The sequence below is a fragment of the Phenylobacterium sp. NIBR 498073 genome (assembly GCF_027286305.1).
GTDB lineage: Bacteria > Pseudomonadota > Alphaproteobacteria > Caulobacterales > Caulobacteraceae > Phenylobacterium.
In genome coordinates, this window is the sequence record NZ_CP114599.1 from 3786484 (window position 1) to 3811263 (window position 24780).

General features: G+C 67.1%; 19 protein-coding genes. 7 read left to right on the forward strand and 12 right to left on the reverse strand.

The genetic code is table 11. The features are described from left to right. Positions 1–68 precede the first annotated feature (68 nt). The 4 genes from O4N75_RS18840 (at position 69) to O4N75_RS18855 (ending at position 5470) form a co-directional block, all read left to right on the forward strand. Entirely contained in the window at positions 69–1583 is a 1515-nt protein-coding gene (locus O4N75_RS18840; protein ID WP_269626977.1) for a porin, read from the forward strand. Positions 1584–1655: 72 nt separating this feature from the next. Next, positions 1656–2699, forward strand: coding sequence for a sulfate ABC transporter substrate-binding protein (locus tag O4N75_RS18845; protein ID WP_269626978.1), 1044 nt, complete (start codon positions 1656–1658; stop codon positions 2697–2699). Between the two features lie 100 nt (positions 2700–2799). Next, positions 2800–3066, forward strand: a complete 267-nt coding sequence (locus tag O4N75_RS18850; RefSeq protein WP_269626979.1) for a SemiSWEET transporter — start codon at positions 2800–2802, stop codon at positions 3064–3066. A gap of 121 nt (positions 3067–3187) precedes the next feature. Further along, entirely contained in the window at positions 3188–5470 is a 2283-nt protein-coding gene (locus O4N75_RS18855; RefSeq protein ID WP_269626980.1) for a tetratricopeptide repeat protein, read from the forward strand. A 7-nt stretch (positions 5471–5477) separates the two neighbouring features. Here the strand turns inward: O4N75_RS18855 and O4N75_RS18860 are convergent, their stop codons facing one another. Genes O4N75_RS18860 through rfbF form a run of 5 tightly spaced genes read right to left on the reverse strand, consistent with a single transcriptional unit; the run spans position 5478 to position 10035 of the window. After that, entirely contained in the window at positions 5478–6434 is a 957-nt protein-coding gene (locus O4N75_RS18860) for an NAD-dependent epimerase/dehydratase family protein (RefSeq protein ID WP_269626981.1), read from the reverse strand. 1 nt (position 6435) lies between these two features. After that, a complete protein-coding gene (gene rfbC, locus O4N75_RS18865; protein WP_269626982.1) occupies positions 6436–6966 on the reverse strand; it encodes a dTDP-4-dehydrorhamnose 3,5-epimerase in 531 nt (176 codons plus the stop codon). Then, the gene (locus tag O4N75_RS18870) at positions 6966–8207 is read right to left on the reverse strand and encodes a class I SAM-dependent methyltransferase (protein WP_269626983.1); all 1242 of its coding nucleotides are present in this window, start codon (positions 8205–8207) and stop codon (positions 6966–6968) included. Before O4N75_RS18870 ends, rfbC begins: the two co-directional genes overlap by 1 nt. Further along, positions 8207–9265 carry a CDP-glucose 4,6-dehydratase gene (rfbG, locus tag O4N75_RS18875; RefSeq protein ID WP_269626984.1) on the reverse strand — a complete coding sequence of 353 codons (1059 nt, stop codon included), beginning with the start codon at positions 9263–9265 and terminating at the stop codon, positions 8207–8209. The genes O4N75_RS18870 and rfbG overlap by 1 nt, the downstream gene beginning before the upstream one ends. Next, positions 9262–10035: a glucose-1-phosphate cytidylyltransferase gene (rfbF, locus tag O4N75_RS18880; protein WP_269626985.1), complete on the reverse strand. Its 774-nt coding sequence runs from the start codon at positions 10033–10035 to the stop codon at positions 9262–9264. Before rfbF ends, rfbG begins: the two co-directional genes overlap by 4 nt. 189 nt (positions 10036–10224) lie before the next feature. Between rfbF and O4N75_RS18885 the strand changes: the two genes are divergently transcribed. Continuing rightward, positions 10225–10962, forward strand: coding sequence for a sulfotransferase domain-containing protein (locus O4N75_RS18885; protein ID WP_269626986.1), 738 nt, complete (start codon positions 10225–10227; stop codon positions 10960–10962). A 359-nt stretch (positions 10963–11321) separates the two neighbouring features. Here the strand turns inward: O4N75_RS18885 and O4N75_RS18890 are convergent, their stop codons facing one another. From O4N75_RS18890 to O4N75_RS18905, 4 genes are all read right to left on the reverse strand, one after another. Beyond that, complete coding sequence (locus tag O4N75_RS18890) at positions 11322–12986, reverse strand: glycosyltransferase family 4 protein (RefSeq protein ID WP_269626987.1); 1665 nt, start codon at positions 12984–12986, stop codon at positions 11322–11324. A gap of 101 nt (positions 12987–13087) precedes the next feature. Beyond that, on the reverse strand, positions 13088–15091 hold the full coding sequence (locus O4N75_RS18895; RefSeq protein ID WP_269626988.1) for a calcium-binding protein: 2004 nt from the start codon (positions 15089–15091) through the stop codon (positions 13088–13090). 219 nt (positions 15092–15310) lie between these two features. Further along, positions 15311–16684 (reverse strand): HlyD family type I secretion periplasmic adaptor subunit, encoded by a 1374-nt coding sequence (locus tag O4N75_RS18900; RefSeq protein WP_269626989.1) that lies wholly within the window; start codon positions 16682–16684, stop codon positions 15311–15313. Beyond that, entirely contained in the window at positions 16681–18408 is a 1728-nt protein-coding gene (locus O4N75_RS18905) for a type I secretion system permease/ATPase (protein ID WP_269626990.1), read from the reverse strand. Before O4N75_RS18905 ends, O4N75_RS18900 begins: the two co-directional genes overlap by 4 nt. Before the next feature lie 210 nt (positions 18409–18618). Between O4N75_RS18905 and O4N75_RS18910 the strand changes: the two genes are divergently transcribed. Further along, positions 18619–19386: a DUF6270 domain-containing protein gene (locus tag O4N75_RS18910; RefSeq protein ID WP_269626991.1), complete on the forward strand. Its 768-nt coding sequence runs from the start codon at positions 18619–18621 to the stop codon at positions 19384–19386. On the opposite strand, the gene O4N75_RS18915 is transcribed toward O4N75_RS18910, so the two are convergent. The 3 genes from O4N75_RS18915 to O4N75_RS18925 are packed head-to-tail and all read right to left on the reverse strand — an operon-like array spanning position 19383 to position 23550. Then, positions 19383–20588, reverse strand: coding sequence for a hypothetical protein (locus tag O4N75_RS18915; protein ID WP_269626992.1), 1206 nt, complete (start codon positions 20586–20588; stop codon positions 19383–19385). The two genes, O4N75_RS18910 and O4N75_RS18915, sit on opposite strands and share 4 nt — an antisense overlap. 56 nt (positions 20589–20644) lie before the next feature. Next, positions 20645–21685 carry a hypothetical protein gene (locus O4N75_RS18920; RefSeq protein ID WP_269626993.1) on the reverse strand — a complete coding sequence of 347 codons (1041 nt, stop codon included), beginning with the start codon at positions 21683–21685 and terminating at the stop codon, positions 20645–20647. After that, positions 21682–23550 carry a hypothetical protein gene (locus O4N75_RS18925; protein ID WP_269626994.1) on the reverse strand — a complete coding sequence of 623 codons (1869 nt, stop codon included), beginning with the start codon at positions 23548–23550 and terminating at the stop codon, positions 21682–21684. The genes O4N75_RS18920 and O4N75_RS18925 overlap by 4 nt, the downstream gene beginning before the upstream one ends. Positions 23551–23753: 203 nt before the next feature. On the opposite strand from O4N75_RS18925, the gene O4N75_RS18930 reads away from it, so the two are divergent. Next, on the forward strand, positions 23754–24773 hold the full coding sequence (locus O4N75_RS18930) for a hypothetical protein (protein WP_269626995.1): 1020 nt from the start codon (positions 23754–23756) through the stop codon (positions 24771–24773). Positions 24774–24780 lie beyond the last annotated feature (7 nt).

The following is a 24780-nucleotide window of genomic DNA, read 5'->3' on the forward strand; positions in this document are numbered from 1 at the left end:
GGGAATTATCGCGTCTACATGCGGTCGAGTTTGAACGAACTCCAACAAGAACGAGGGGCAAGAACCACATGACGTGGAAAACCAAACTCATCACCGGCGCGGCGGCCATCGCCTTCGCCTGGCCTGGACTGGCGGCCGCCGACGAAGCGACCGATGCGCGCATCAAGGCGCTTGAGGAGCAACTGTCGGCGCTGCAGTCGCAGATCGCCGACCTCAAGCAGTCGACGGCCAACAACATCGCCGACGTCCGCAAGGAAGCGACCGCCACGACGGTGTCGCTGGCCAACGGCCGTCCGACCATTTCCACCGCCGATGGGGCCTTCACCGCTTCGTTCCGCGGCGTGTTCCAGCTCGACGCCGCCCATTACGACCAGGACGCCGCCGGCCCGCTGGCCACCGACTTCCGCCGCGGCTCGTACGGCGACGCCAGCGAGAACGACCACGCCCGCGACCTGTCGGACGGCGCCAACTTCCGCCGCGCCCGGATCGGCATCGAGGGCAAGGCCTTCGGCGCCTTCGACTACAACTTCCTCTATGATTTCGGCGGGTCCGGCACGGAAGAAGCCGGCAAGATCAGCGCCGCCTGGGTGCAGTACGGCTTCCCGGTCGCGAACCTGAAGCTGCGGATCGGCGCCTTCTCCCCGCCCTCGGGCCTGGAAGAAGCGGTGTCCACCAACGGTTCGCTGTTCGTCGAGCGCGCCTCGCCGTCCGAAACCGTCCGCGCCATCGCGGCCGGCGACGGCCGCACCGCCGTCGCCCTGCTGGCCGGCGGCGACAACTGGACCGGCACCGCGGCGATCACCGGCAACATTATCGGCACCTCGAGCTTCGATGAGCAGACCGCCTTCGTCGGCCGCCTGACCTATGTGCCGTTCCGCCGCGACGACAGCCTGATCCACATCGGGGTCAACACCTCGATCGTGTTCAACCCGGCCGCCGGCGGCCCGGACGTCACCGGCGCCCCGGCCACCACCAACATCCGCCTGCGCGATCGTCCCGAAATCCGGGTCGACGGCACGCGCCTGATCGACACCGGCAACATCGACGCCGACGGCCTGACCGCCATCGGGGCCGAGTTCGGCGCCCAGTGGAAAAACCTCTACGTCCAGACCGAGTATTTCGACATCGACGTCGACCGTAAGGGCGCGCTGAGCGATCCGGACTTCTCCGGCTGGTACGCGCAGGCCGGCTGGACCATCACCGGCGAACCGCGCCGCTACAGCGCCGGCACCTTCGACGCCCCCCGCCCGGCCAAGCCGTTCGACCTCAAGAAGGGCGCCTGGGGAGCCTGGGAGCTGGGCCTGCGTTATTCGGTGCTGGACCTGAACTATCTCGCCGGCTCGCCTGGCACGGGTCCGGTCGCCTCGGCGATCCGCGGCGGCGAACAGGAGATCTTCACCCTGGGCCTGAACTGGTACGTCAACAACGTGCTGCGGTTCCAGGCGGCCTTCCAGGACGTCTCGGTGGACCGTCTGTCCCCCGGCGGCACGGCCTTTGGGACCGGCGCAGCGACCCCGCCCGCCGGCGCCCAGGTCGGCCAGGACTTCAATATCTACTCCCTGCGCACGCAGTACGCGTTCTAACCCCAACGGCAGGGGCGGCGCGGCTACGGCCGGTCGCGTCGCCTCGGCCACGAGACCCAAGGACCTCGACCCATGAGCCAGAACCGACAAGACCTGTCCCGCCGCGGCGTGCTCGCCGCAGGGACCGCCGGCGCCGCGGCCGTTGCCGCGCCGGCCCTGCTGGCCGGCCCTGCCGCCGCCCAAGGCAAGAAGGCGATCACGCTGCTGAACGTCAGCTACGATCCCACGCGTGAGCTCTATAAGGACATCAACGCCGCCTACGCCAAGTACTGGAAGGACAAGGTCGGCCAGGACCTGACGATCCAGCAGAGCCATGGCGGCTCAGGCAAGCAGGCGCGCTCGGTGATCGACGGCCTGCAGGCCGACGTCGTCACCCTGGCCCTGGCCAGCGACATCGACGAGATCGCCGCCAAGGCCAAGCTGCTGCCGGCCAACTGGCAATCGCGCCTGCCCAACAATTCGACGCCCTACACCTCGACGATCGTGTTCCTGGTCCGCAAGGGCAATCCTTGGAAGATCAAGGACTGGGGCGACCTGGTGAAGCCGGGCATCGACGTCATCACCCCCAACCCGAAGACCTCGGGCGGCGCGCGCTGGAACTACCTGGCCGCCTGGGCCTGGGCCCAGAAGAACGGCCGCAATCCGCAGGCCTTCGTCGAGGAACTGTTCAAGCACGTGCCGGTGCTCGACACCGGGGCGCGCGGCTCGACCACCACCTTCGTGCAGCGGGGCATCGGCGACGTGCTGCTGTCGTGGGAAAACGAGGCCTACCTCGCCATCGAGGAGCTGGGCCCGGGCAAGGTGGACATCGTCTATCCGTCGATGTCGATCCTGGCCGAGCCGCCGGTGGCGCTGGTCGACAAGGTCGTCGACCGTAAGAAGACCCGCACCATCGCCGAGGGCTATCTCAACTTCCTCTACAGCCCGCTGGCCCAGGACCTGATCGGCAAGAACCACTACCGCCCGCGCGACCCCGCGGCGGCGGCCAAGTGGGCCAAGAAGTTCCCGAAGATCCCGCTGGTCACCATCGACGACGCCTTCGGCGGCTGGAAGAAGGCCCAGGCGACCCACTTCGGCGACGGCGGCGTCTTCGACAGAATCTACAAGCCGCGCTGATCCCTCTTCCGCGGACGTGGACCAACCAGGGCGCGGGGCGAGAGCACCCGCGCCCTACTTCGTGAGCGCAACCGGCGCTGCGGCAGGCCGTTCTGCGGCCATGGCTCTCAATCTCGCCGACATGGTCGGAACCGCAGCGGCGCTCTGCTCGATGGCCAGCTTCACGCCGCAGATCGTCAAGATCTGGCGCGAAAGGGACGCCTCGTCGATCAGCCTGCGGATGTACGTGGTGACGGTCAGCGGCTTTGCGCTTTGGATCGGCTATGGCGCGTTGACCGGCAGCTGGCCGGTCATCGCGGCCAACAGCGTCTGTCTTCTGCTCTCGGCCGTGATCCTCGCGCTGAAGTGGCGCTTCCGCGACGGATAAGCGCGCCATAGTTGGCGCCGCGGGCGGCCCTCACTAGATTGCGCCCGCGCTGCACCTTCCGCGCGTTTTCAGATACGCGCCGCCGCATCGGCGGGCCGACGGCGCGGCATGGGACCCTTGTATGTCGACTGAGAGATTCGCTCCCGCGGAGGCCGCCCTCAAGGCCGGTCGCGTCGAAGAAGGTGTGGCGCTGATCGAGGCCAGTCTCCGGGAAGATCCCCAGGCGCCGCTTCACATCTATCGCAACTTCACGGCCCTGCTGATCCGTCACAAACAGTACGAGCGCGCCGCAACCTGGACGACCCAAGCGGTCGATCGCCATCCCAAGGACATCGATCTCTGGAACATCCGCGGCGTCGCGCTGCGCCGCCTGCACCGCTATGACGAGGCGCTGTCGGCCCTGGGTCGCGCCGCGAAGCTGGACCCCAAGAACAAGTCGGTCCTGAACAATCTCGGCAACGTCTACAACGACCTGCGCAATCCGCAGGCCATCGACGTGTTCACCAAGCTGGTGCGCCAGACGCCCAGCGACGCCGACCTGCAGCGGGCCCTGGGCCGTGCATACTGGTTCGCCGGCGATCTGGAGAAGGCCGAGACCCGCCTCAACCTGGCGACCAAGCTGAAGCCCGGCGGGGCCGACGCCTGGCTGGACCTGATCGGGGTGACGCAGGAGCTGCGCACGCCCGAAGCGGCTGATGACGTTCTCACGCGCGCAGCGGCGGCCAGCCCTGATGACCTTCGGCTCGTCGAAGCCCGCGGCGTCTCGATACGCCGCGGCGGCGAGGCGCGCCGAGCCGAGCAGTTTCTGCTCGATGCGATCGAGCAGCATCCCAAGGCCGCAAACCTCTACTTCCAGCTCGGGACCACGATCACCGACTATGATCGCCCGCGTGCGAACACCTACCTTGAGAAAGCCGTCGAGCTCGCCCCCGACGACGTGAAGTATCACATCATGCTCGCCGAAAGCCTTGGGCGCTCGCGGCACGGGGACGAGGCCGCGAACCTGGAGCGCGGCTATCGGATCATGATGGACGTGCTGCCGCGCATGCCGATGGAAGCGTCCAACCTCAAGATCGCCTACGAGCTGATGACGCGCGTCGCCGACTACGACAGCATGGCCCAGCTGGGGACCTTCGCGCAGATCGGCCGCACCTGGGCCGAGGCCGGCCGTCACACCGCGCTCTTCGCTCACCTGGCGCGCGCCGACGCGCCGGAGGATCGGCTGGAACTGATCGAACAGCACCGCATCTGGGGTCGCAAGGTCGAGGAGGCCGTCGCCCGGCGGCCCATCGCACATCCCGCGCCGCGGGCTCCGAACGGCAAGATCCGCGTCGGCTTCATGTCCTCGGACCTGCGCGGCCACCCGGTCGCCTACTTCGCCCTACCGCTGTTCGAGCACTACGACCGCGATCGCTTCGAGGTCTATTGCTACTCGTACTACCAGGGCCAGGAAGACCAGACGCAAAAGGCGATCACGGGCATGGTGGACCAGTTCCGCTGGGTCCCGGAGATCACCGACCGCAACGCCGCGCAGATGATCGCCGACGACCAGCTCGACATGCTGATCGAACTCGGCGGCTCGACTCACATGAACAAGATCGGGGTGATGGCCTACAAGCCCGCCCCCCTGTCGGCGAGCTGGGTGGGCTATCCGCACTCGGCCGGCCTGAAGGAAATCGACTACCTAGTGCTCGATCCGTACATGACGCCCGAAGACCGGGCGCTGGTGATCGAGAAGCCGCTGGTGCTGCCCAAGGCTTGGTACACCATGGGCCCGAACGCCTTCCGCGAAGACCCGCAGGCCGTGGCGCAACCGCCGGTCGAGCGCAACGGCTACGTCACCTTCGGCTCCGCCAACAATCCGTACAAGTACAACCGCCAGGTCATCGAGGCCTGGGCCAGGATCGTCGCGGCGACGCCGAACTCAAGGTTCCTGTTCGTCCGCCCGGAAGGCGGCTCGGAGATCTTCCAGAGCAACCTGCGAGCGATCTTCGCGGCACACGGCGTCGGCCCCGAGCGGATCGTCTTCGAGGTCGTCCGCGGCCGTCACCTGCCGTACTACAACGACATGGACATCTCGCTGGACGCCTTCCCGCAGACCGGCGGAACGACGACCTGCGAAGCGCTGTGGATGGGCGTTCCCGTCGTCGCCAAGCGCGGCCCGGCGGTGTTCGAGCGCCTCAGCTACTCGGTGCTGATGAACGCCGGCCTGGGCGATCTCTGCGCAGAGACCACCGAGGAGTATGTCGACATCGCCCTGAAGCTGGCCGCCGACCCCGCGCGGATCGGCGAACTGCGCCGCGGCATGCGCGCCCGCCTGAGAGCCAGCCCGCTGGGCGACACCAAGCAGTTCGCGGCGGACTACTTCGCGATGATCGAGAAGGCCGTGAAGGGCGAGGTCTGACCTCGCCTCAGGCCGGCGCGCTCAACAAGCCGCCGGCCGCGACGCGCCGATAGTAGTCCGCATAGGCGTCCCAGAAGCCGCCCTCGTCCCAGCCGGCCCCGAGGCACGGCTCGTCGTTGATCCGCACCAGCGGTTCGCTCAGCTGCGGCTGCGCCAGGACGTCGACCTCGCAGGCAAGCCCCAGGCGCGGCCCCATCTCGGCGGCCAGCCGCCGCGCGAACGCTTCCTGCGTACCGACGAAACCTGACGGGCGGGCGATCCTCTCCTCCGGCCCCGCCGCGGCGAGCAGCGTCTCCGCCAGCCCGACATAGGCCTGCGCTAGCAGCGGCACGGGGATGTTGTCGCGAACATAGCGTGGCGTGCGCACGATCCCGGCCTGCCCCTCGAACCAGCGCTGCATGAGGGACCAGACCATCCGTCCCTCCTCCCAGGGTCCGAACGGTCCGGCGACGACGAACCTCCCGAACCGCAGGCCGCGCCACCGCGCCATGTGCCGGAGCGCCTCGTTGGTCAGGGATTTCGAGAGGCCGTACGGACTGAGGGCCAGGCCGCCCCCCTCGGGGCCGCCCTCGCCGGCCTCGAAGGCCGTGCCGGTGGCCACGACCGCGCGACCGCCGGCGGCCGCGAACGCCGTCAGCACCGGCTCGAAACCGGCGATGTTGCGCACGAAGCCGTCGACAGCATCGTAGCTGGCCGATCGATAGTTGGGGATATCGGCGGCGTGGTGGGCCAGCAGGTCGTGGCCGCCTTGGGCCAGTTCCAGGAACGCCGGCGAGGCGATCGGCGCCTCGAAGACCACCTGAGTGCTGGCCTCCAGACGCGCGACCCGCTCGGCGCGCAGGCCTTGATAGGCCGCCTTCGGCCGGGTGACCGCGGCGGTGACCTGGTGGCCGGCGTCCGCCAGGGCCTGCGCGACCCAAAGCCCGCTGAACGAGCTGCCCCCGGTGAGCAGGATCTTCGCCATGTCAGGCTCCGAGGTCAGGATAGGTCGCGTCACGCTCCGAGATCACGACAGGGCTGACAGGCCAGCCGATCGCGAAGGCCGGATCGTTCCAGCGCACGCCGCGGCCGTGCCCCGGCTCGAAGATCTTGTCGATCTGGTAGAGGACGTCGGTGTCGTCCTCGAGGGTGACGAAGCCGTGGGCCATGCCCTTGCCGATCAGCAGGGCGCGGCCGTTGTCGGCCGAAAGCTCGGCTCCGGCCCAACGGCGATAGGTCGGGCTGTCGGGGCGCAGGTCGACGGCGACGTCGAAGATCCGCCCACGGGCGACCCGCACCAGCTTGGCCTCCTCGCGCGGCGCCGCCTCGTAGTGCATGCCGCGCAGAGTGCCGGCCTTGGCGTTGCGCGACAGGCTGGTCTGCTGGGGGACGAACGGATGCCCGGCCGCAGCGAACTCGTCCGGGCAGTGCAGGCGTGCGAACGCGCCGCGCTCGTCGCGCATCAGGTCCAGGTCGACGATCACGACGCCGTCGATCTCGGTCGCCGTGAACCGCATCAGCCGACGACCTTGGTGTCCGGCGCGGCGGTCACGAACTGTCCGCCCCAGTCGCGGATATAGGCCAGCTGGCCCATGATCTCGTCCTTCAGGTTCCAGGGCAGGATGACCACGTAGTCGGGCTTGAACTCCGCGATCATCGCCGGGGCGTGGACCGGAATGTGGGTGCCCGGCAGGAAGCGGTCCTGCTTGTGCGGATTGGCGTCGAACGCCGCGACGATGTCGTCTGGGGTCACGCCGGCATAGTTCAGGAAGGTGTTGCCCTTGGCCGCCGCGCCATAGGCCGCGACGCGCTTGCCCTCGGCCTTGGCGGCCGCGAGGAAATCGAGGAAGCCGCGACGGACCTCCTCCACCCGAGCAGCAAAGCCCTCGTAGCCGGCCGGCTCGTCGAGATGGGCGGCGTGCTCGCGGGCGCGCAGATCCTTCAGCGCCTGGGTCTCCACGTGGCTCGACGCCTCGTGCGCGCAGAACAGCCGCAGCGAGCCGCCGTGGGTCGGCAGCAGCTCGACGTCGAACGGGCGCAGGCCGTTGGCGCGCAGCACCTTCTCTACCGCCAGCAGCGACAGGTACGAGTAGTGCTCGTGATAGATGGTGTCGAACTGCACCTTCTCGATCAGGTTCAGCAGGTGCGGGAACTCGAAGGTCAGCACGCCTTGCGGCTTCAGCACATGCTGGAAGCCGGCCACGAAGTCGCCGATGTCGGGCACGTGGGCCAGAACGTTGTTGCCGGCCATCAGGTCGGCGGCGACGCCGCGCGCCTTGAGGTCCCGGCCGGTGGCGTCATTGAAGAACGCGACCTCGGTCGGCACGCCGCGCTCCTTGACCGCGACTTCGGCGGTGTTGGCGGTCGGCTCGATGCCCAGCACCGGCACGCCCATCGCCTTGAAGTGCTGCAGCAGGTAGCCGTCGTTGGAGGCGACCTCGACCACCAGCGACTGCGCGCCCAGGCCGAACCTCGCGGCCATGGCCTCCGCATAGCGCTTGGCGTGCGCGACCCAGCTCTCCGAATAGGCGGAGAAGTAGGCGTAGCCTTCGTCGAAGATCGCGTCAGCGGCGACCGGATCGTCGGCCTGGACCAGGAAGCAGTTTCCGCAGACGCGGGTGTGCAGCGGGTAGAAGCCCTCCTTGCCGGACTCCAGCTGGGCCTTCGTCAGATAGGAGTTGGCCAGCGGCTGGTCGCCCAGGTCGAGAAAGGTCTGGGTCAGCGGGGCGCGGCAGAAGCGGCAGGTCGGAACAGTCATCAAAGGCTTTCGTATCGCGAGATCTGATCGCGCATGAGGGCCAGGGCGTCACCGCCGTCAGCCTGGGCGCGGTACCAGTCCATGGTCCAGTCCACCGCCACGGGCGCATCCAGGCGGCTTTCGAAGGCCAGGACCTGACGGGCCAGGCTGGCGTCGATGCCTAGGGCGCGGGCCTCCAGCGACTGGGGATCGGGTTCGTGACGCCAGGGCTTGGCGCCCAGCGCCTGGGTGGCGCGGGTAGCGAGTTCGCCGACGGTCACCTCCGGGCCGCCCGGACGCGGGCCGAAGTTGAGCGCGCGCGGCGCGGCCGGATCGCTGGCCAGCCGTTCGAGATAGACCAGGTAGCCGGCGACGCAGTCGAGGACATGCTGCCAGGGGCGGGTCGCTTCCGGATGGCGCAGCACCGTCACCCCTTGCGCTTGACCGGCGCGGACGATGTCGGCCACCAGTCGATCGCGCGAGAAGTCGCCGCCGCCGATGACGTTGCCGCCGCGGGCGGTGGCCAGCGGCACGCCGGCCGTTTCATAGTAGCTGCGCGCGAAGCTCTGGGTGACGATCTCGGCCGCGGCCTTGGACGCGGAGTACGGATCCTTGCCGCCCAGGGCGTCGGTCTCCTGGAAGGCCCGGCCCTGTTCGTTGTTGGCGTAGACCTTGTCCGAGGTGATCACCAGCACGGCGGCCAGGGCCGGCTGTGCACGCAGCGCCTGCAACAGGTGGGCCGTGCCCATGATGTTGGCGGCGAAGGTCGCCACCGGATCCTCGATCGAGGTGCGCACGATCGGCTGGGCCGCCATGTGCAGCACCAGGTCGAAGTCCCGCATCCTGACCAGCGCCTCGACGGCGGCCTGGTCGCGCAGGTCAACGACGTGCGACTCGACGAGACCGGCGATCCCGGCCTGATCGAACAGCGCCGGCGTCTGGTCGGGCGCCAGCGCCAGGCCGGTGACCCGCGCGCCCATCTGCGCCAGCCACACCGCCGCCCAAGAGCCCTTGAAGCCGGTATGGCCGGTCAGCAGGACACGCTTGCCGGCCCAGAAGTCGGGGTTGGGCCGCGTCACTTCCAGAGCCGCCAGGGCGCCTTGCCCGACGCCCAGAGCGCTTCCAGGTGGTTCTTGTCACGCAGGGTGTCCATGGCCGCCCAGAAGCCGTCGTGCGGGCGCGCCATCAGTTGACCGTCGCGGGCCAGGCTTTCCAGCGGTTCGGCCTCAAAGACCGTGGCGTCGCCGGCGATGCGGCCGACTACTTCCGGCTGCAGCACGAAGAAGCCGCCGTTGATCAGGCCGTTGTCGCCGGGCGGCTTCTCGATGAAACGTTGGACCGCGCCCTCGACAATCTCCAGGGCGCCAAACCGGCCAGGCGGCGACACCGCGCTGACCGTCGCCTCCTTGCCATGCGCCTGGTGGAAGGCGAGCAACGCGCCGATGTCGATGTCGGCGACGCCGTCGCCATAGGTCAGGAAGAACGGCTCGTCGGGGTTCAGGTATTGTGCGACCCGCTTCAGCCGCCCGCCGGTCATCGTCTCCGCCCCAGTGTCGACCAGGGTGACGCGCCAGGGCTCGTGATTGGTGGCGTGGTATTCGACCGCCCCCTTGGCCAGATCGACGGTCAGGTCGGCGTTATGCAGCACGTAGTTGGCGAAGTACTCCTTCACCACGTAGCCCTTGTAGCCAAGGCAGACGACGAAATCGTTGAAGCCGTAGTGCGAGAACAGCTTCATGATGTGCCAGAGGATCGGCCGGCCGCCGATCTCGATCATCGGCTTGGGCTTGAGGTGGCTTTCTTCGGAGATGCGGGTGCCGAGCCCGCCTGCCAGCAGGACGACCTTCATGCCAGTGCGCCTTCGCGGCCCGCGCATCGGCGCAGCGCATCAGTGTTCGTCTTCAAAACAGTTCCGCCTTCAGTCCATTCGCCCGAGCCCGGGGCGCACTTCTCATATCGTGTGTCGAACGCCCGATGAAGTCGTGTATGCCGGTCGCAGGCGACGCAGCATGATCGCCACGTCTTCCTGGAGGCCCGGTTGCGTCCGTCGCTGGTGAATTTCGTCGTCGTGGGCGTGCAGAAGGCCGGAACGACCGCTCTGTTCGACTACCTGCAGGACGATCCCGCCTATGGCCTGCCCGACGTCAAGGAGGTGCACTTCTTCGACGACGAAACGATCGATTGGAGCGCGCCGGACTACGGCCCCTACCACGCGCGATTCGACTGGAGCGACCCCACGCTGATCCGCGGCGAGGCGACGCCGATCTACATCTACTGGCCGCGCAGCCTGGAGCGGCTGGCCGCGTACAACCCCGCCGCCAAGATCATCCTCATGCTGCGTGATCCCGTCGAGCGCGCCTGGTCGCATTGGCGCATGGAAACCTCGCGCGGCGTCGAGACTCAGCCGTTCTCATGGTGCATTCGGCAGGGACGCGCGCGGCTCTTCGATGCGCAGCCCTGGGGGGTGCACAGGGAGTTCTCGTACGTCGAGCGCGGGTTCTACGGCGAACAGATCGAGCGGCTGCTGGACCTGTTTCCGCGTGAGCAGGTCCTGTTCCTGACGGCCGACGAACTGCGGGCCGAACCAAGCCCCACGCTCGCCCGTGTGAACGCGTTCATGGGCGCGCCGCCCCCCGCTCCGGTCGAACACCGCGAGGTGCACGTCGGCCAAGACGTCGGCGGCGACCTTGATCCGGCCGATGTGAGCTTTCTTCGGGAGCTCTACGCAGCCGACCATGAGCAGTTCGAAGCCCTGACGGGAATCCGTTTTCCCTGAGCCAGGTTTCGGACTGCCGGAGCCACAGGGAAGCGCGCCCCCGCTGGCCCTCGGGGCGCGGCTGGCGTCCGCCGGCCCTTGCTGGCTGCGCGCTACAGTGACGGTCACAAAACCGTTAGCACGCATCCCTCCGCGCCCGGGATGCTTTGACCGAGCAAGGCGCTGAGTTATAGTCAAGTGTCAGCCCTGCTCTCCATGGCTGTGTCGCTTCGGCCGGACAAGGAAACCACTGGTTTCTTTGTCCGGCCTTTCGATTCCAGGCGTCACCCAGCGTCGGATTGGGACGACTGCCCCCGACTTCACCCCTGCGACCGTCGACAACATTCCAGCGTGCGCCTCGCCGTTCATGCTTGGACGCGTCAATCGACGATGGGGCCGCCACTAGGGGTGAGATCGATCACCTGGAACTTGGCCATCCAGAGCAGCCCACGCTCGACGAAATTCCGGCGATGGGCGGGGAAGTGCTTCAAGATGGCGCCGACGGTCTCGCACCCGTCCGCGACGTGGTCGAACGCTTCGTGCATTTCCGCAAGCGGCGGACGCGGCCAATCGCCGATGGTCGCCAGGCCGCTGCTCAGCCGAGCCTCGGCGATCTCCCATGTCATTCCCGGCGAGGCGGCGACGCCGGTCCGGGCGGTCAACGCCTCGGTCGGATAGCTCTCGAACAGGGTGAAGGGGTCCATGCGATAGGGGTTTACGCTGGACGTGGCCTGACCGGCGGCGGCCTGACGGCGCTCGGCAAGGTCGCCCCAGAATGCCTGGTACTGGGGGATAATCCGCGACCAATCGAACACCTGGCGCGCCTGCTCGGCGGCGGCTGCGCCCATGCGAGCGCGAAGATCGGGATTTTCGATCAGATCCACCAGCGCCTCGGTGGCGGCGACGTGGTCGATCGAGGTCATCTGGGCGGCCGAGACGAGATAGCGCTCGTAGGCCAGCCAACCGTTGGCATGGTAGTAGGCCAGGTCCCCGCCGAGACTCGGCCTCGGCGCGAAGGTCCGGATCCGGAAGCCGTCGAGGCCGTGACGGACCGTGTCGCGATAGCCGTCCCAGTCCGTGACCACGCTCGGCAGACCCGCCGCCATCGCCTCGACCGGCGTCAGCCCAAAGGTCTCCTGAATGTTGTCGGAGAAGGAGATGAAGATGTCGGCGACCGACCAGATCGAAAATCGGGTGTCCGCGGGCCGGCCGTCGACCGGTCGGTAGTGCACCGACGGGCATAGCTCGGTCGTCCAACGATGGTGGGTTTCGGTATAGGCGTCGGTATGCCCCCAGCCGGAAACCACCCAGTAGATCGGCTTGCCCGTGCGCTTGGCGGCGGCCTCAAGGGCCATGGCCATCAGGGCGGGATTCATCTTGGCGGCCATGTGTAGTCGGCCGACATAGAGGACGACCATGGCGTCCTGCGGAATGTCGAGCCGCTCGCGCCACGTGCGCCGGTTCTCGTCGGTCCGCGCGAAGTCCTCGACGTTCACGCCCAACGGGATGGTGGCGATTTGGGGGCCGGGAAAGCGGGCGGCGCCCAGCCGAGATCCAAGGTAGTCGCGCATCGCCTGGATCTGCGTCTCGACGCTGGTGCGGACCGCACGAGAGGTCGTGATCAGGCCATCCCAAGGCTGGACCGGGGCGACGGACATGTTGGCCAGGATGTCCATGGTCCCGGCGCTGGCGGTGGTGTGGGTCACGCCGCAGAGGCTGTAGCTGGCGTCCCCGAGCGGCTGACGCCGCCACGCCTGGGCCGGGATGTCAGCGGCCGGATAATAGAGGCAGCCGGGCTGCGCGAGCTGCCGCAGGCTGCGCTCGCCGATCCATCGCCGGACCTGGCGCGGGGGCTCGACGCCCTTGAGCATGGCCTCGCCCTTGGCGGCCCCGACGTTCAACGCATCATAGAGCCATAGCTCGTCAACCTGCGCGTGCCGCAGGAAGCCGCGGAGGAAGCTCTCTCCGGCGGAGTGGCGCCCCATCAGCCGCTCGCGCGAGGTGTCGAAACTGTCGGCGTGAAAATAGATCGCGGCGTTGGACATGCCACCTGCGGTACCCGAGCGCCCCGAGTCCGCCAAGCCCGAGCCAAAGAAAAAGGGCCGCCCCGGAGGGCGGCCCTTCGTAGTTCTAGACTGTCGTCGACTTAGATGAAGTCGCCAGCCTCAATGTCGTTCAGCGTAAGGCCGGTCAACTTGATCGCGTTACCGACCGAGTTGTTGTTGCCGCTGTCGGCGAAGATGAAGGTGTCGCCACCCGTAACTTCGATCACGACGATGTCGCGCGTGCCCGCGGCGATCAGAGCCTTCGCGTCCGACAGGGCCGCAGCGTAGCTAGCCGCAGTCTGCTCGACGTAGTTGGTCGCGGTCGCCAGGACGCCGACCGAGATCTCGTCAACGGTGGTTTCGAAATCGGTGATCGAGTCCACCGAGGTTTCCGAAGCCGACGAGCTGTCGCCCACGCCGAAAACGAAGCGGTCAGCACCGAGGTCGCCGGTGAGTTCGTCAGTGCCGAGACCACCGATGATGGTGTCCGCGCCATCGCCGCCGTCGATGGTGTCGTTGCCTTCACCGCCCGTGATGCTGTCGTTGCCGAGACCGCCGACGATATCGTCGTCGCCGGTACCGCCACGAATAACGTCGTTGCCGTCGCCACCATCGATGACGTCGTTGCCGTCGCCACCCGCAAGGGTGTCAGCGCCGTTGCCGCCGTTGATGTTGTCGACGCCAGCGTCGCCCGTGATCGAGTCGTCGCCAGCACCACCGTTCAGGATGTCATTGCCGTCGCCACCGATGATGACGTCGTTACCGCCGCCTCCGGTGATGTTGTCGACACCCACGCCGCCGTCGAGCGTATTTGCGCCCGTGCTGTTGGTGTAGTCGATGGTGTCATCGCCTTCACCGCCGGTGACCTTGTCGTTGGAAGCATCAACACCAACCGCCATGTTGATGGTGTCGTTGCCCGTGCCGCCGTCAATGACGTCATTGCCGAGGCCGCCCTGGAGCGAGTCGGCACCCAAGTCACCGAAGATCTGGTCAGCACCGTCACCACCGACGATGGTGTCGGCGTCCTGACCGCCGAGCAGGGTATCGTTACCCGCCCCGCCGTTGATGCTGTCCGCGCCCATATTGCCGTGGACGTAGTCGGCACCGTCGCTGGCGCTGATGGTGTCGGCGTCCTGACCGCCGAGCAGGGTGTCGTTGCCGACGCCGCCGACGAGGCTGTCCGCGCCCTTGTTACCATGGACGTAGTTGTTGCCGTCACCCGAGCTGATGGTGTCGTTGCCATCGCCGCCGAGAAGGCTGTCGCTGTCGGTCGCATGGCCGGTGATGTTGTCGTTGCCCGCACCACCGTCGATCGAGTCCGAGCCGCCACCCGCGTTGGTGATGGTGTCGTTACCGGCGCCGCCGAGGACGGTGTCCGCCCCCTTGCCCGATTCGATGGTGTCGGCGTCGTCGCCACCGTCGATCGAATCGTTATCGTCGCCGCCGTTGATGCTGTCGGCACCTTGGCCGCCCAGCAGGGTGTCGGCGCCAGCGCCGCCATCCAGCGTGTCGTTATCCAGGTCGCCGGAGATGTAATCAGCGCCGAGATCGCCGCCGATGCTGTCGCCGTCCTTGCCGCCGAGGAGGGTGTCAGCGCCTTGACCGCCGACGATGGTGTCGGCGCCCGCGTTACCGTGGGCGTAATTGGCGCCGTCGCCGGTCTTGATGTTGTCGGCGCCTTGGCCGCCGAGCACGGTGTCGTTGCCCGCAGCGCCTTCGAGGCTGTCCCCGCCCGTGTTGCCCTGCAGGAAGTCGTTGCCGTCACCGCCGAGGAGCGTGTCGTTGCCGTCGAAGCCGTACAGGGCGTCAGCCTTGCCGGTGCCGGTCGACGAGGTGGCGCCGGCGTCGCCGACGTAGAGCTTCGAACCGTCGGTGAGGACGATCTCACCAACGTTGTTGCCCTTGCCGTAGATGCCATCGCCGAAGGTCACCGAGCGGGTGCCCAGGGTGAGGACGACCGTGGCGGTGCTCGGATAGGCCCCCGCCGCGACGAACGAAACCGAGACCTGAGCGGCGTTCACGCCAGCAGCGAAGGTCAAGGTGTCGGTCGACTTGAACGCCAACGCCTCTTCGGCAGTGATCGTATCGAAGTTGTAGTTAGCCATGCTTCTCTCCAGTCTGTGTCACATGGACCCCCGAAACGCCTGGCCACCATTTTCCAATGGAGCGGTCCCAGCGGTCCTATCCTTGCGTCACAACAAGGTCGTGGCGAAGGTTAAACGAGCCCGAGGAATGCGTATCGGAACCTCGGTTGATGCGCAACACCAAAAACGGGTGCAAACCCCGTTCGCGGCTGCGTTTCCTGCACACCAATTGTTAACGGATCAGTCCTCGCGCAGAGCGTCCCGGATGGTGTCGGTGAGCGGGCTGACCACATAGGACAGGATCGACCTGTTGCCTGTAACAATCATGGTTTCAGCAGGCATGCCGGGGCTTAGCTTGTCGCCCTTGGGCAGCTTCACGAGCTCCTGCGGCGGGATCTTCAGGTCGACGCGGAAGTAGCCCTCGCCGGTCTTTTCATCGACCAGCTGGTCGGCCGAGACCGTCATGACGGTGGCGTCGACCGGCGGCGTGCGGCGTGAATTGAACGCCGAGAGTCGGACTCGGGCCTTCATGCCCGGCTTCACGACGTCGACGTCCTGCGGCTTGATTCGGCCGGTGACGATCAGCGGCGCGTTCGCCGGAACGACGCTCAGCAGCCGCTCGCCGGGGGCGACGACGCCGCCGATGGTGAACTGCGTCAGGTCGAGCACATAGCCGTCGGCCGGCGAGCGCACGGTCGCGGCGTTGAGCATCTGACGGGCGGCCGCCAGTTTCGGCGTCGCTTCGGCAAGGCCGGTCTGCATTTGGCGCAGGCCTTCGGCGGCCTGGGTGATGCGTTGTTCCTTCAGCGTGGTGATCTGCAGCTGAGTCTCGCCGATCTGTTCACGCAGACGGGTGATCTCGGCGATCAGCTGGCCCTTGCGGCCGGCCAGGTCGGCCAGCGAGCGCTGGTAGCGCAGGATCAGCGTCTTGGGCGCATAGCCTTTCTCGTAGAGCGTCTGATAGCCGGCGAGCTCCTCGCGGGTCAGTCGGTCCGATTCCCGCACGGCCTCGACCTGCGCCTGGACGCCGCCGATCTGGGTCTCGAGCTGCTGGAGCTTCTGAGCCAGCACCGCGCTCTGAGTGTCGAAATACTGCAGGCGCGAGGTGAACAGGAACTCCTGGTCGCGGATGATTCCCGCCACTCGCGGATCGTTGGCCGCGCGCGCCGTCAGTTCGGCCGGGATCACCATCGACTTCTGGTTCGTCGCCTCGGCCTGGAACCGCGCCAGCTGCGCGGTCAGGGTGTCGTACTGATTCTGCAGCACGTCCGCGCTGGCGCGCGGCTGCACCTCGTCGAAGGTCAGCAGCACCTGGTTCTGCTTAACGTGCTGGCCTTCCTTGACGTTGATCGTCTTGATCGTGCCGCCCTCGCGGTGGCGGATGGTCTTGCGGTTGTCTTCGACGCGCACGATGCCGGGCGCGACCACGGCGCTGTCGACCTTGGCGACCGCGGCGAACAGGGTCAGGCCGACCACGAACACCCCGACCACCGCCGCCCCGGCCATGATCGGCCGGCGCATGCGCTGGGCCAGGACCGGATCGAGCGGGACGAGGTCCTTGTCGTCGAACTGCGGCGTGACGTAAGGCTTCGGCGCGTTGAAATCCATTTTCATCGGCCGGCCTCGATCGCACGGGGAGCCGCGGGCTGCACGACCCGCGCCATGACCTGTTCACGCGGCCCGAACATCTCCATCCGGCCGTCACGCAGCATCAGCATCTTGTCGGCCGAGCGGAACACGCTCGGCTTGTGAGAGACGATGACGATCGTCGAGCCGCCGGCCTTCAGGGCGTCCAGCGCCTTGACCAGCGCCTCTTCGCCTTCAGCGTCCAGGGCGGCGTTGGGCTCATCGAGCACGATCAGCCGCGGATTGCCGAGCAGCGCGCGCGCCAGGCCCACGCGCTGGCGCTGGCCTGCCGACAGCACGTGGCCAGATTCGCCCAGGTCGGTGTCGTAGCCGCTCGGCAGCCGCAGGATAAGCTGGTGAACCCCCGCCACCTGGGCGGCGCGGACCACCTGCTCGTCGTCCACATCGGCGCGGAAGCGGGCGATGTTGTCGCGAATGCTCCCGGAGAACAACTCGGTGTCCTGCGGCAGATAGCCGACGTGGCGGCCGAAATCGCTGCGGTCCCAGCTGTAGACGTCGGCGCCGTCGAGCCGGACGTTGCCGCTGTTCGGCTGCCAGATGCCGACCATCAGGCGGGCGAGCGACGACTTGCCGGCGCCGGACGGGCCGATGATGCCGAGCATCTCGCCCGGTTCGATCTTGAAATTAACGCCCTGCAGCACGAAGCGCGTCGCGCCCTGCGGCGCGAAGTTGACGCCTTCGACGGACAGCTGGCCCAGCGGCTTGGGCAGGGTGGTCGAGGCCTTGGACGGCCGGTAGTCGGCGAACAGCGAGTTGAGCCGCTGGTAAGAGCGGTAGCCGTTGGTCAGCGCATCCCACGACCCGACCAGTCGCTCGATCGGCTGCAGCGCGCGGGCGGCCAGGATCATGTTGGCGAACAGCAGGCCCGAGTGGATCTTGCCCTTGACCACCAGGTAGGCGCCGATGGCGATGATCAGCACCTGGATCGCCTGGCGCACGAACTTGCTGATGTTGCTGATGACGCTGGCGCGCTCGCTGGCGCTGGCGCTGCGCTCCATGGTGACCGAGCGGAAGGTCGCCCAGCGCGAGCCGAGCGGCTCGACCATACCCATGGCCCGCACGACCTCGCCGTTGCGGAGCGCCGCATCGGTGAAGGCATAGCTGCGCAGGGCCGCTTCGTTGGCCTCCTTCAGCGCCGGCCGCGTCGCCCGGTCCTGGAACAGGGTGATCAGGAACAGCAGCACCGCCCCGCCAATTGTCACCAGACCGATGATCGGGTCGATGATCAGCAGCACGATCATGAACACCGGCATCCACGGCAGGTCGAACATCGTGCCGAACGCCGGTCCGGTCAGCATCTGACGGAAGCTGTCGAGGTCGCGCAGCGCCTGCGAGCGCGCTGACGGATTGCCGCGGATCACTGTGTCGAACAACGCCGAGAACACCCGGCCCGACACCCGCTGGTCCATGATCACGCCGTAGTTGATCAGCACCTTGGCCCGGAAATCGTCGATCAGGCCCGAGATCAGGAAGGCCAGCATGACCATGAAGGTCAGGACCAGCAGCGTCGGCACGCTGTAGCTGGACAGCACCCTTCCGTAGATTTGGAAGGTGAAGATCGGCAAGGCCAAGTACAGCAGGTTCGAGACCAGGCTGAACCCGCCAGCGTAGGCGAGCGGCTTGTAGCCCTCTTTAATCGCCCGGGTGAGCGGATTGTCGGGCATATCCGCGAACGGATTGAAGATCTTCATGCGCGCCGCGCCGTTCCGTGGATGGTCGCCGCCGATGGCCGCGATGACGATGGCCGAAATAGGTGCTCGAAGTCCAAGGCGGATTGCGCCAAAAACGCGCGACACATGATCGGGCCTCTTAAGGATGTCAATGGCGCTCGCGCCGGCGAAAATTCGCGCCGCACGTGTCGAAGTTCTAATCGCCGTCGCCCGAGGCGCGAGGAGTAGGGATTGCCCAGGGTCGCCATAATCGGGAGCTGCATTACCCGCGATGTGTGGCCGATCGTGGGCGAAGCGCCGCCGCAGGACCTGCTCTATATTTCACGAACGAGTCTGGCGAGCCTGTTCGCCCCGCCGCTCAACGGCGTGGTCGTCAGTGAAGACCCGCCGGCGTCTCTCGGCGTCTCCACCCATCGCGCCATGGTCGCCGATATACGCAAGACGGCGCTCGCCCAGTTGGTCGCCTATCGCCCGACCCACCTCATCTTCGACTTCATCGACGAGCGTTTCGATCTGCTGGCGGCGCAGGGCACACTGGTCACTCACAGCTGGGAGCTGGATGCCAGCGGATACCATCGCCAAGCGCCTTTCAATGACGCGCACGCCATCAGCCGCACCAGCGCGGCCTGCGACCTCCTCTGGCGACAGGCGCTACGCCAGATGGTGGACGTCTTGGACATGACGCCGCTTGGCGAGGCTCAGCTCATTCTCCACGAAACTCAGTGGGCGTCGCACTATCTGGACGAGGCCGGTGGGCGCCAAGCCTTTGGCGATGTCGAGATCTTTGGCGGCAAGCTAGCCGCCATCGCCGACTACAATGCGATCCTCAGCCAGCAGCAGGACGCCTTCTCTGCGGCCCTGCCACGGGCAAGGCGCGTCTGCGCGCCGGGGCCGCTCCAGCTTGCCGACGTGCGCCATCGCTGGGGTCTGAGCCCATTCCACTACATTGAGGACTACTACCGCGCTGTCTGGCGCGAGTTTCAGGCGCTTGGGATCTAGCCTCGCCCCCTGCGAGCCCACAGCTCAAGCGGCGTCAGGTCGCAACTCGCATAGTCCGCAGCGAGGTCAAGAAAGCCTGGCTCCGGACGCCCCAGCCACGGCTCGCTGATGCGCCAGGCGCCCCCCTCAAGGTAGTCGACCAACGGATTGCGCCCTGGTTCAAGCCCATCGACGCGCAGGGCGACATATCGCTGCGTGTCGAACCAGGGCCCCGGACTGCGCCCCTCAAGGCCCCCGACCAGCAGGAAATGGACGAGGGGCTCGGCCGGGGCGAGTTCGGGATATGTCTCGCGATACCAGGTCGGATCGAACAGTGGATGGGGCCGCAGGCCGGCGTCGGAGCCGCTTTTGAGGTAGTGGATCAGCGAAGGCGCGTCCGCCTGGGCGACCTGTTCGGCGTAGTAGTCGGCTGCGAACAGCCGATGAGGACTGAGGCCGCGCGCTGCGCCCTCGCGTTCGTAGTGGGTGATCGGGTTCTCGCCGCTGGCGATCAGGTCAGGCGCCTGGCGCAGATAGTAAGCGATATCGAACAAAGGGTGCGGATCACGCCCCTCGCCCGCCCCCACGCGCACGAAGTGTTCGAGCGGCGTCAGGCCGGTCTCGCCCAGCGCCGCCGCGTTCTGCGCCCGATAGAAATCGGTGTCGAACAGCGGATGCGGATCCAGGTCCTCGGCGGCGCCATGCAGCAGGTAGTGCGGCAGCGGGCTGGTGCGCGTGCCGACGAGATCCGGCCGCGCCCTTAGATACCAGGCCTGATCGAACAGGGCGGACGGCTGGACCGATGCGTCGCCCCCACGCCGGGCATAGGCAGCCATCGCGCTCAGCCCGCCCTGCCCGCCGGTGCGCCACAGGCCCGATCGGGCGATGATTGCTGCGCGCCCGAAGGCGCCGAGGCGCTCGAGCGCTGAATCGATACGCCGCGCGATCCGGTTGTAGCGACGCGGCCGCGCAAACGGCCGAGCAACCGCGCAGTACCCCGTGAGCGCGAGTTCGCGGGCTTGGGCCTCGAGCTCCCAGCGGGCGAGCATCGCCTCGGCCAGGGCCCCGCCCAGGCGCGTTCGACTAAGGCCGCTCTCGGCCGAGACACGCTGACTGGCGCCTTGAAGCGTCGCACATCGGCGCAACAGCGCTTCGATCTTGTCGATCAGCTCGCCGGTCTGAGTGTTTTCGAGCGCCGCGGGGGCCCCATTGTCGGCCGCCATGATGGCCCGACCCTCCTTCTATCTCGTCATTCGTGTCAGACTTGGGCGTCCGCCTGTCAAGCGGCGGGACGCGCCGTGAGTCCCTGCGCGCGCAGCCAGTCCAGGAACCCGCCCTCCGAAGCATCGAACGGGTCAGGAAACGCCATCCGCAGATCGGCGCGCTCGCGCCAGAGCAGCCTATGGGCTCTCTCGATTTCGGTCCCGTCACCGTACTGGTCATAGGCCCAATAGCGATCGGGAATGGCTGGATCGCGCGCCGCGTCGACCTGCTCCTTGTACCAGCGCCAGATCTCATAGACGGCGTGGCTGTCGCCCGCATAGCGCCTGGTCATGACGTCGCCGGTAGGCCCGAGCTTGGTGAAATGCCAAAAGCGCAACGGCGCGCCGTTCACCCTGATCGCTCCGTCCTGGCCGATTGCAACCTTGCGCTGGCTGAGATTCCAACTCGCGACGTTGTAGCCGGGGTCGCGCACGATCCCGACCCGATCGAAGAACACCGGCACGTGATCGCACCACTTCTGGTCTACGAACAACCCCGCCGGGATGTCGTCGTAGCAGTACTCAAGCAACCGGTCGTTCCACCACTGCGCAAAACGAGCTCCCTCTCCGCCCGCCTTCACCGCCACAAAGCCGAGATTGAAGATGCCCGTGCGCAAGGTCGCCAGGTCGTTGTCGAAGATCGCCTGATGATCCTCGTTCGGAACAAGCAAGTGCGGCGTGAGCAGGATGTCATCCCGCTCAAGCTGCTCGATCAGCGGCGTGAGGTCCGAGAAGAGCGCTGTATCCGGATCAAGATACATGACCACGTCTGCGCCCGAGCCGCAGGCGTCGAGCAGGAACGGCCCCTTCACCGCGGTGCAGACCTCGACCACATCGTGCTTGAAGAGCCAGGACTTGAAGTCAGGGATCAGCGTGTCCGGATGAACCACCCGATCGAACGGCTCGTCCTGCAGCCGTAGCTGAAAGCCCGGCGGCGGCAGGTCGGTAATGAGCGCGACCAGCTCCCAATCGGGATGAAAACGCCGCAGGCTGGCGAACAGCACGCGCGCCCGGTCAAGATAGGCGTAGGTGAAGCTGGAGAAGCAGAGAACCTTCATGCTGGCGCCAGCTCCGCCGCAAGCCTGCTGAACTTCAAGTCAAAGAGGCCGGGCCGGCGCACAGAGCGCGACAGCTGAAGGATCTCGCCGGTCTCGAACAAGGCTTCGAGGGCCTGCTCGTCTGGCAGCACCAAGCCATGCTCGCTATCGGCGGCGAAGGCCGCGACGTTCCCGCTTTCCGGACTCGTGACGACCGCAGCGCCAGCAGCAGCAGCCTCATAGGCGACGAAACAGAAGGTCTCCAGCCACAGCGACCAGACCAGGGCGACGTCGATGGAAAGATCGATCATGGCCTGGCGCATGGCCAGCGGCTGGTCGACCGTCACCGCAACATGATGGTGGCGGGCCGTGGTCCCGCTCGCGGGCCTGCTCGCCAGATGGAAGAATTCATAGCGGGGATCAGCCGCAAAGCGGTTGGCCAGATGATTGAAGATCGGCCAGCCCTTGTGGATCGACGGCGTGCCAGGAAAGGCGATGCGAAGGGGTCCGTCCCTCATGGGCGGCGGCTCTCCGGACGGAACAAGAGTCGCGTGCGGCAAGACCAACGCTTCGCGCGCGCCGAAATCACTACCTTCACGCCACGTGTCGAGAGCCACCTGCGAGGGCGCAATCACCGTGAGGTCCAGACGCGAGAACAGCAACTCGTGCTCCCGTAGCTGCCCGCTGCGCGCAGCGCCGTAAATGCAGACGCCGCATGCAGCGCTTTGCGGGGGAGGCGCGCCGCAGCTCTCAACGTCATTGCGCATGAGATGCACCCCCGCGCACAGCGAGCCCATGTCATGCAGCCAGAAGTAGCCGGCGTTCATGCCCGCTGCGCGTACGATGTCGACGACGTCGCGACTTGAGTGCCCAAGCATCTGATGGATCGCGAAGCTGCGCGGTCCTTCCGCGTGATAGCTCTTCAGCGCTCTGGAGATGTCGTGGGGCACAAAGGACCCGACGGTCTCGCCGTTCAGCAGGACCCCCATAGGCGTACGCGTGGCGCCGCTCCGCACCGTCGGCCATCCGTTGGCGGGGAACACATGCAGATGGTTGACGCCCAGCCGCGCGAACTCGGCCGCCTCGCGCTGCACGCAAAGCTGGGATCCGCCGACCGAGCGGCTGTAGTCGTCATGGCTGAAAGTCAGGTGCAGTCCGCGCGCAGGCGCGTTCGCCAGCGCCTCCACCAGGACCCCCAGTTGCGTAAGTTCGATGGGCCGGGCCCAACGCCGAGCGTCGGCGAGGCGGCCCTCGAAGCTCTGCAAGCGGCCGAGCGCCGCCTGCCGGAACGTCAAATCCAGCTTCAGCGGTCTGCGCTCGTGGCGGCCGGTCATCACGTAGTGCACAAAGGGATGCACTCCGCTGGCCGATACGTCCGGATTGAGCTCCAGATAGTCCGCCACCGAGAACTCGAAACTCGGATCGCGGCCCTCGCGCCAGCCGTGGCGCAGGAAGTGATCGAGAGGATCGATGCCGACCTTCGCCAGGTCCGGGTTCATCGCCTGATAGAACCGCGCATCGAAGTGCTCGGCAGCAGCGCTCCGCTCGGCCGCAGTGATGGGCACATCGCCGTTCGCCAGAGCTGCAAAGTAGGCATCGGCGAATTGCGACCGTGAGATCGCTCTGCCCTCGCGATAGCCGCTCCGAAGGTAATGCACGAATGGATTGACCCCGGCCTGGGCCACGTCAGGGTTCTGATCGAGATAGGCGTCGGTCGAAAACCACGGCGCGGGATCGCGGCCCTCGCGCCAGCCGGCCGCGCCGTAGTGCCCGGCTGGGTCGATATCGGCATAGGTCAGGTCCGAATGGGCCTGGCGGTAGAAGTCGAAATCCATCGCCACCACCAGCAGACGGTGGGCGCGATCTGGTGAGGCCGCGGCGGCCATGTGCGAACTTTCCGTGCGACTCCAAGCCTGGGTTTGCATCAGTTGCGTCCGTCGATCAACCGCGTCAGCCTTGCAGCGGGGCGCAAGCGGCCATACAGCGGAGCGCCAGAGCCTGGCGGTTCCGGTTTGAAATCGCGGCGAGAACGCCGGTTCGGCAATCAGCCCAGGACCGACGAGGACGTCCGAAGCGAGACAAAGGCGACATGCAGCAGACCTTTCAGCGGACCGCCTACCTGGTCCTCGGCATGCACCGCTCCGGCACCTCGGCGACCGCCCAGCTGCTGGCCCTGGCCGGGGCCGAACTGCCCGACAACGTGATGCCGGGCGACGAGCACAACGCGAAGGGCTACTTCGAGCCCTGGAAGATCTCGGTGTTCAACGACCAGCGCCTGCGCGCGGCCGGCAGCGCCTGGGACGACCCCTTCAACCTACCCTACGCGCCGCTGTCGCCGGACGCCGAGGCCGACTGGACGACGCGTGCGGTCGACCTCTTCAAGGCCGAGTTCGGCGAGGCGATTCATCCGCTGCTCAAGGACCCCCGCGTCTCGGTGTTGCTGCCGATGTGGCGCACGGTGCTGGAGCGCGCCGGCATAGCCGCCCGCGTGGTCATCCCGGTTCGCCATCCCCTCGCCGTGGCCGGCTCGCTGGCCCGCCGCGACGCCTTCCCGGTCGAAAAGTCGGTGCTGATCTGGACGCTGTACATGCTGGCCGCCGAGGCCGGCAGCCGCGACCTGCCGCGGGCCTTCGTGTCCTACGACGGTCTGCTGGCCGACTGGCGGGCCGAGGTCGCCAGGATGGAGCAGGCGCTGGGCGCCCCGCTTCCGCGCCTGACCGATCACGCCGCCAAGGCCATCGACGGCTTCCTGACCAAGGACCTGCGCCACAACGACGGCATGGGCGCGCTGGCCGACGTGCCGATGGTCGGGGCCATGGTCCAGGAGGTGCTCGACTGGTTCACGGCCGCCGCCGCGGGCGAGGCGCCCGACCGCGCCCCGCTGGAGCGCGCCGCGGCCCAGATCGCCCAAATGAAGTCGCAGATGGGCGTATTGGTCACGCCTGTGACCAATACGCTCGATTCGACCCGCGCCGAACTGCTCTACCAACGCCAGCTGGGCGAGGTGCGTGAGCAGCAGATCAAGGCGCTGGAGCGCGACCTGGCGATCCTGCGGCAGGAGCGCGCGAAGATCGAGGCCATGGTCGACACCGCCCTGGCCGGCCGCTAAGCACCGC